Genomic DNA, 6,642 nt, shown 5'->3' on the forward strand with positions numbered 1-6,642 from the left:
GACCTCCTACTGTGATCTTCCGATTTTCGAAAGCTCCTCATCGCTGAGGCTCCGCCCTCTGAGCGCCTTTTCCGAAAGAGCCGAAAGCTCCTCCTCCCGGAAGACCCTCTCCAAAGAAGAGCTCTCCGTTCCACTGTCAAAGATGAGCTTCTCTCCGTCTTCTGTAAAATACGCTCTCCCGCTCACGGGGCGCTCGGCATCTCTCCTTCCGAAGCTTCTGATATAGACTCCGGTCTTTGCATCCGTCATAACCATGTCTCCCCCGGTATTAGTGATGAGATAGCGCCGGTCGGGAGAGATGGAATTGCTGTTAAGCTTCTCATTTCCCATCCCCTGCCTCAAATTATTGGTCGGGACGATATGGATCTCCTCTCCCTCCGTATAGCGGAAGATGTCATTCCCGGTAATCCCGAGCGCATTCCACTTCCCGCCTTCCCTGTAGAGACTGTAGCACTCCCCCGGGAGCTCCTCTCCCTCTTCCCCATCCGGGAGCGAAAAGATCCGGCAGCGGTGCTCCGCCGTATTCACGGCAATGGCATCGTCCTCCTCACTGAGGACGATAGACACAATGCCGCTCTCAAGCTCCCTTCGAAAGCCATTCGGCTCTCCCGTCCTCCCGTCATAGCTCTCCACCACTCCGTCCGAAAAGGCCGCAAATACCGAGGAGCCGTCCTTCGAAAACTGAATCCCCGTCACCATGACGCCCTCCCCCGCGGACTTCTTCCGGGACTCTGTCTCCGAGAGCACTTCTCCGGAAGCGATGTCCACCAGGCTGAGATTGGCCGACAGGGTATCGCTCACCGCCATAACCGTGGCCGTAGAATTCAGGGAAAAGACATTGAACTCCGGATTGACCTCCTCCGGAAGCTCCCAGTCACGGAGCAGCTTCCCTTCCCCGGTATGGAAGAGATAGAGCCTCTCCCCGTCCGTATGCAGAGTATAGCTTCGATTCCTGCTCTGCGAAAGCAGTCTCCCCCGGCATTCCCTGCGCTTTCCGCTCCCCACAGCGTCCAAAAGCAGGATGCTCCCATCCGCTGCGGAGTGGATCAGATACTTTCCGTCCCTCGTAAAGGAAAGCTTTACGGAATCGGCATCCTGCATCTCCCTGATCTCCCCCGTAATCTTATTTTCCTTCGAATGATAGTCGATCCCGGACCAAAAGGCCGCGCTCCGATCCTCCCAGACCCCGACAGCATCCCCATTTTCGGGATTGATCTCGAAATTGGACAGCCGGGCATTTTTCCCGATCAGAAAGCCCGTCTCCTCCATGCTCTCCCTGTCAAAAAGAAGGATCTTCGAGCCGGCAGAAGCCAAAAGATAGAGGTAGTTCCCATAGCCCCGTATAGAGCGGCAGCGAAGGGAGAGCTCCACGCTTTTTTTCTCCGAAGGATTCTCCCTGTCCACAATGGAAAGGCTGTCCTCCAGGCAGCGGTAGAGATACCTTCCGTCCTCGGAATACAGCATCGTCCTCCCCGCAGAGCTTTTCCCCTCCTCCGGCTCCAGTAAGACTCTCTCCTCCAGATCCTTAAGCCCGACTTCGATGACGGAGCTGTCCGAGAGAGCGAATGCGAGGGAAGAGCCGTCCGGAGAAGGAAGCACCTGGAGAAGCTGCTTCCCCTCCCCAAGCTCCTTCGTATAGACAATCCTTTTCCCCTCGATATCCCAAAGCTCGAGGCAGGGAGAGGCGGAGAGACTCCGAAAGCCCAGCAGGAATTTCCCGCCGCCCGCAAGCCCCATCTCCGTATAATATTTCTCCCCTGTATTTCCGATCCTCTGACAGCGTTTCAGTTCCTTATCCCAGAGCAGAAGCTCCCCGTCGAAGGAATTGCTCACGACAATGCCGTTCTCCGAATCCGCGGCGAGGCTCACCAGAGGAAAGGGCGCAGAACAGCTTCTCTCCCGAAAACCCCCTTCGATATCCCATAGCTCCATCCCGTTGTCCTCCCCTATCACGAGAAGCTTTTTCCCTCCCTCTAGGGCAGCATAAAACGGGCCTTCCCTTCCGGTCTTAAGGAGGGAGAGTCCGCTGTAGGGCTCCCGGAGCAAAGCCCTGTTCAGGATGGAATAATTCAGGGAATGGATATAATCGATCTCCTCCATGGAATCCGAGACATAGTCCATGGCCCTGTCCGCGATCAAAAGAGAGGAGAGCCGATCTCCTTTTGCAAGAGCCGAGTCCGCATAGTTCAGAATCATAATCGCGGTCTGCTGCCTGGCCCTTCGCTCCGAGCGGACGGAGCGGCGGTAGAGATTCCAAAGGCAGAATAGAAAGATGAGACTCACGCCGAGCACCATTCCGCTGATCGAAAGCAAAAGCCGAAGCCTCCTCTCCCGCCCTCTCTGCCTAAGATCCCCGTAGCTGATTCCGAGCATCCCCGCCATAAGCCTGTAGATCTCCGTCTCCCGAAGGAGCTTCAGAGCCTCCCTCCGGAAGATACCAAGCTCCGGGGAGCTCAGCTTCTCATAGCCGCAAAAATCAGGGCTTTTCACCGCCTTCGTCCGAATATCCGCCGCGAGAAGCTCCCTCCTCCGCTCCTCCCCCCCTTTACTCATCTTTAAGCTCTTCAGCGCCTCCGGGAAGACCTCCTCCGGCTCTCCCTCCAAAAGGAGCACCAGTATCCTCTCATCCCCGTGAAGGCTCCGAAAGAGTTCGATCTCCTTCAGGCACCAGGGAGAGAATCTCGTCCTGCGAGAACAGACAGAGATCAGATATCTCGACCTTCCGATTCCCTCCCGGATGGAATCCGTGAGATCCCCGGCCGTAAGCTCCTCCCGGTCGAGAAAGGATCTCCCGAGCCATCCGGAGGAACGAAGAGATTTCGGAATGGGAAAGGTCTCTAAAAGCCGGTGGAGACTCCTCGCGATATCCGCATCTGGCCTGACATGGCGATAGCTGATAAAGACATCGTACTTATACTCTGCGCTCTCTCCCTTTGCCATAGCTCACTCCCTCTCACGGCATCCTCCAGACTCCCCTGCCTCTCTCCTTCCCCTTAAGCCGGCTCGCTGCCAAAAGACGCCCCGATACCGCTTCCCGCCCCTGGCGCTAAGACGCTCCGATACCACTCCCCGCCTATAGCGCTAAGCCGAGCCGAATCCGCTCTCCGATCTTCCCCCGCTATAAATCCAGCTTCATATAGATCGAATTCTTCATCGGGCTATTATTATAGCTTTCTATCTCATAAAACCCGAATTTCTTATAGAGGCGAAGCGCGCTTTGCAAAAACGGAAGTGTGTCCAGCAGCATATGGGAGTAGCCGATCTCCCTCGCATCCCCTATGATCCTCTCCACTAAAATTTCCCCAAGCCTCTTGCCCCTGAACTCGGGGCGTATATAAAGGCGCTTCATCTCACAGCTTTGATCATCGATCTTCCTTAGCCCTATGCAGCCCGCCGGTTTTCGATCGCAGTAGAGCAGATACACTCTCCCATAGGGAAGCCCATACTTTCCATCCAGATGATCGATCTCTTCCTCATAGTTTTGAAGATCAAGGTACTTTTTAAATGACGCATCCCTTTCGATCAAAAGCCTGGTGTATTCCTCAAACAACGTTCTCAGCTCTTCCCTCTGATGATAAGCGGGTACTATCTTTATGTCCAAATACTATCCTCCATCCTATCATGCCTTCGGCATACCCTGATATTCTTCCCTGTTTCGGAAACTCCCGACAGTTCTCCCCGGATTTTCCGGGGGAGCGGTAATTTCCACGCAAAACAGTGATCTCCACGCGAAACAGCTCCTAAGGAAGATTTTTTGGTATCGCGCAGGAATCTTCCTTAGGAGCATACCTTGTCGGAGCGCATTTTACAACTTTTTTATGATTCTAAAGATTCTAAAGGAAAAGAGCAGGCAGAGGAAAATCTTAAAAATCCGGGAACATTCCATGGATACCCGGGCTTTAGACGGAAGTCTTTCGAAGGGAGGCGGAGTCCGAGCTGTAGATCCTGTCAAAATGCTTCTCCGCCGCGCTCTCCAGGCGCTCCAGCAGCAGGATAATCAGCCAGTACACCAGCATAAGAATCATATATGCCTCAAAATAATTGAAGGTCACCGAGGCCCTGAGATTTGCCGCTGCGGTGATCTCCACCACGCCGATCGTAAAGGCCATGGAGCTTCCCTTTACGATGTCCACAAGATTATTAAAAAGAGAAGGAATCGCGACCCTCGCAGCCTGCGGCAGCACGATCCGCGTCATGGTCCGCGTCTCGCTCATCCCATGCGCCAATGCCGCTTCCCTCTGCCCCTCCGGCACAGAGAGGAGAGCGCCGCGGACCACCTCCTTCATGTAGGCCGCCGCATTCAAGGTGAGCCCGATCGTACAGATCACGATGGCCGGGATACTCCTCAAGGGCTTTATGAAGGTCGGAATGCCGAAATATAAAAGGAAGAGCTGCGGCAGCAGCGGTGTCCCCCGGAAAAAGGATACGTAGAGCGCAAAAAACTGCCTCAGCACAGGCACCTTGAAATAATCGATCACCGCGATGAACACTGCGAGGAGCAGGGACAATACAAATGAAACTGCCGTCAGCTCCAATGTAATGGGAAGAGCCCTCATGATCGCCTTCGTGCAGCTCTCCGCAAATACCCAATCCATAAGCTTCTCCGTATCTTCTCTGTATCTTCTCTGTATTTTCTCCCTCTTATTTAGTTTAATTCAGATCCTCCGCGCCCTCCGGCTTGATGCTGATATCCATATCGAACCACTTCTCCGATATCTTCTTAAGGCTTCCGTCTTCCTTCATCTCCCGAAGAGCTCCGGAGACCAGTTCGCAGAGCTTCTCCCCTCTTTCCGTCCTGGCAAAGGGAAATACATTTGTCTCCACGACATTCGTATTTCCGAGGATCCTGAGATTGTCCACCTCCTTCACCGTATTCACGCAGGAGGTATAGGCCCTCGGCCAGAGATCACATCTTCCGAGCGCCACATCCTGGACGGACATCCCGCTGTAATACATGGGCTTAAGCGCAATGCCGAACTCCTTGTCGATCGCCGCAACGATCAGGTCATCGCTGGTATTGGTCTCGCAGGAGATCGTCATACCGGACTTCAAATCCTCCATGGACTTCAGCTTCTCATTGTCCTTTGCGCACAGCAGGGAATAAATATTATAAGCATAGGGCTCAGAAAGCTCATACTTTTCGCTGCGCTCCGCATTATACGAAATCTGCTCACCGACAGAGTCGAGACGCCCGTCCCCGAGCATGAGCCAGAGGCTATTCCACTCCATGACCTTATAATCAATCTGATAGCCGATTCTCCTCCCGATCTCCTGCCAGACATCATAATCATAACCGGAGAGCTTCCCGTTTTCATCCGTCTGCACCCAGCCCGGCGTCGTGGCCTCACATCCGACGGTGATTACCCGATCCCCGCCGTCCTCCTTCGATACGGAAACGCCTTCTGCGGACTGTTTTCCTCCGGTTTCACCCCCGGAAGCCTCCGTTCCCAAAGACTGCTTCCCTCCGGATCCCGTGCCGCAGGAAGCAGTAAAAAAGACCGCCGCCGCCATAAGAAACAATGCCGTAAAGAGCCTCTTCCCTCGCATATAAGTCCCCTCATCCGTCCTGAAATATCCGGACTGTCCGGAAGACCGATCCAATGCACTGAAAGATCGAAAACTCCCGGAAAATCCGATGCGCTTTTCCTCTCATTGTAGCCTCTTACAGCGCGGAGGACAAATCGGCTTTTCTCATAAATGCCTGCATTTATAGGGAGTTATAAATTTCACAGGATATCATTCCTCCTTCAGAAGCTCCACCGCATTCCCCTGGCTGCGAAGCCACATCTCCATTCCGCTCCCGTAAGCCTCTGCGAGGATCAGATAGGCACCATCCCTCTCCTCGAGCACTTTCGCTGTCGGAAGACGATCCAGTACCGATTCCAGGGACAGGCCCCGATACCAAAAGCGAATCCGCCTGAGCTCTCCGCCGTACATAAACTGCACCCTTTTTCGGAATTCTCCCTCCTCGAATCTATCCTTATAGGGCATCGGGAAATGCTCCTTCGTATGTCGGAGCTCCTCGATCCGATCTACTCTGAAAATCGCGGGACTCATCGCGCTCATGCTCCTGCCCTTAGACAAAAATTCCCTCTCCAGCCCCACGATCTCTCCCAGAAGGTAAAAATAAAACTCGGAGAAAAGGAGTGCGAGCGGCTTCACTCTCCTTTCCTTCAGCTCCTTATCCTTCAGTCTCCGATATCGGATCTCCAAAAGTTCATAATCCTTTATGGCTTTCCCCAGTTCCCAGATTCTGTCCAGAAGCAGCTTTCCGTGCTTCGGGGGGATGTAATGCCGGCGTTCATTCGCGAGAAGCTTCTTCGCGGTTTCCTGTCCCGTTTTGCTCCCTTGTGAAAGGAGCTTATCCAGTATCGGAAGCATCTCCTCCCGCTGAAAAGCCCGGCTGTCCAGAAGGATCTTGCCGATCGCGAGGATCTCCTCTCTGGAGAATTCTCCCGCATCCATAAGACTCAGGCGATACGCCTGCTCCTCCCTATCATAAATAAGCTCACGGACCGCTCCTTCCTTCTCCCCCTCCTGCGTCAGAAAAGCGCGGATCTCATCGAAATCTCTCTGGATGCTTTTCCCGCTGACATGATACTCCTGAGAAGGGGCTGTCGCACTAAGTGATTAGTGCGGCAG

5 protein-coding genes are annotated in these 6,642 nt (G+C 53.9%); all 5 read right to left on the reverse strand.

Features of this window, described 5'->3' with window-relative positions; translation table 11 throughout:
* Positions 1-6 precede the first annotated feature (6 nt).
* The 5 genes from HMPREF1986_RS08895 to HMPREF1986_RS08915 all read right to left on the reverse strand — a co-directional run bounded on the left by HMPREF1986_RS08895 (position 7) and on the right by HMPREF1986_RS08915 (position 6,465).
* Positions 7-2,940: a TIR domain-containing protein gene (locus tag HMPREF1986_RS08895; protein ID WP_021774496.1), complete on the reverse strand. Its 2,934-nt coding sequence runs from the start codon at positions 2,938-2,940 to the stop codon at positions 7-9.
* Positions 2,941-3,118: 178 nt separating this feature from the next.
* Positions 3,119-3,601, reverse strand: a complete 483-nt coding sequence (locus tag HMPREF1986_RS08900; RefSeq protein WP_021774498.1) for a GNAT family N-acetyltransferase — start codon at positions 3,599-3,601, stop codon at positions 3,119-3,121.
* Between the two features lie 298 nt (positions 3,602-3,899).
* Positions 3,900-4,595, reverse strand: coding sequence for an amino acid ABC transporter permease (locus HMPREF1986_RS08905; RefSeq protein ID WP_009214630.1), 696 nt, complete (start codon positions 4,593-4,595; stop codon positions 3,900-3,902).
* Between the two features lie 55 nt (positions 4,596-4,650).
* Positions 4,651-5,547 (reverse strand): transporter substrate-binding domain-containing protein, encoded by an 897-nt coding sequence (locus HMPREF1986_RS08910; RefSeq protein WP_021774500.1) that lies wholly within the window; start codon positions 5,545-5,547, stop codon positions 4,651-4,653.
* A gap of 189 nt (positions 5,548-5,736) precedes the next feature.
* Positions 5,737-6,465, reverse strand: coding sequence for a helix-turn-helix transcriptional regulator (locus HMPREF1986_RS08915; protein WP_021774501.1), 729 nt, complete (start codon positions 6,463-6,465; stop codon positions 5,737-5,739).
* Positions 6,466-6,642: the final 177 nt, after the last annotated feature.

Origin of the sequence: Oribacterium sp. oral taxon 078 str. F0263 (assembly GCF_000469565.1) — a bacterium.
GTDB lineage: Bacteria > Bacillota > Clostridia > Lachnospirales > Lachnospiraceae > Oribacterium.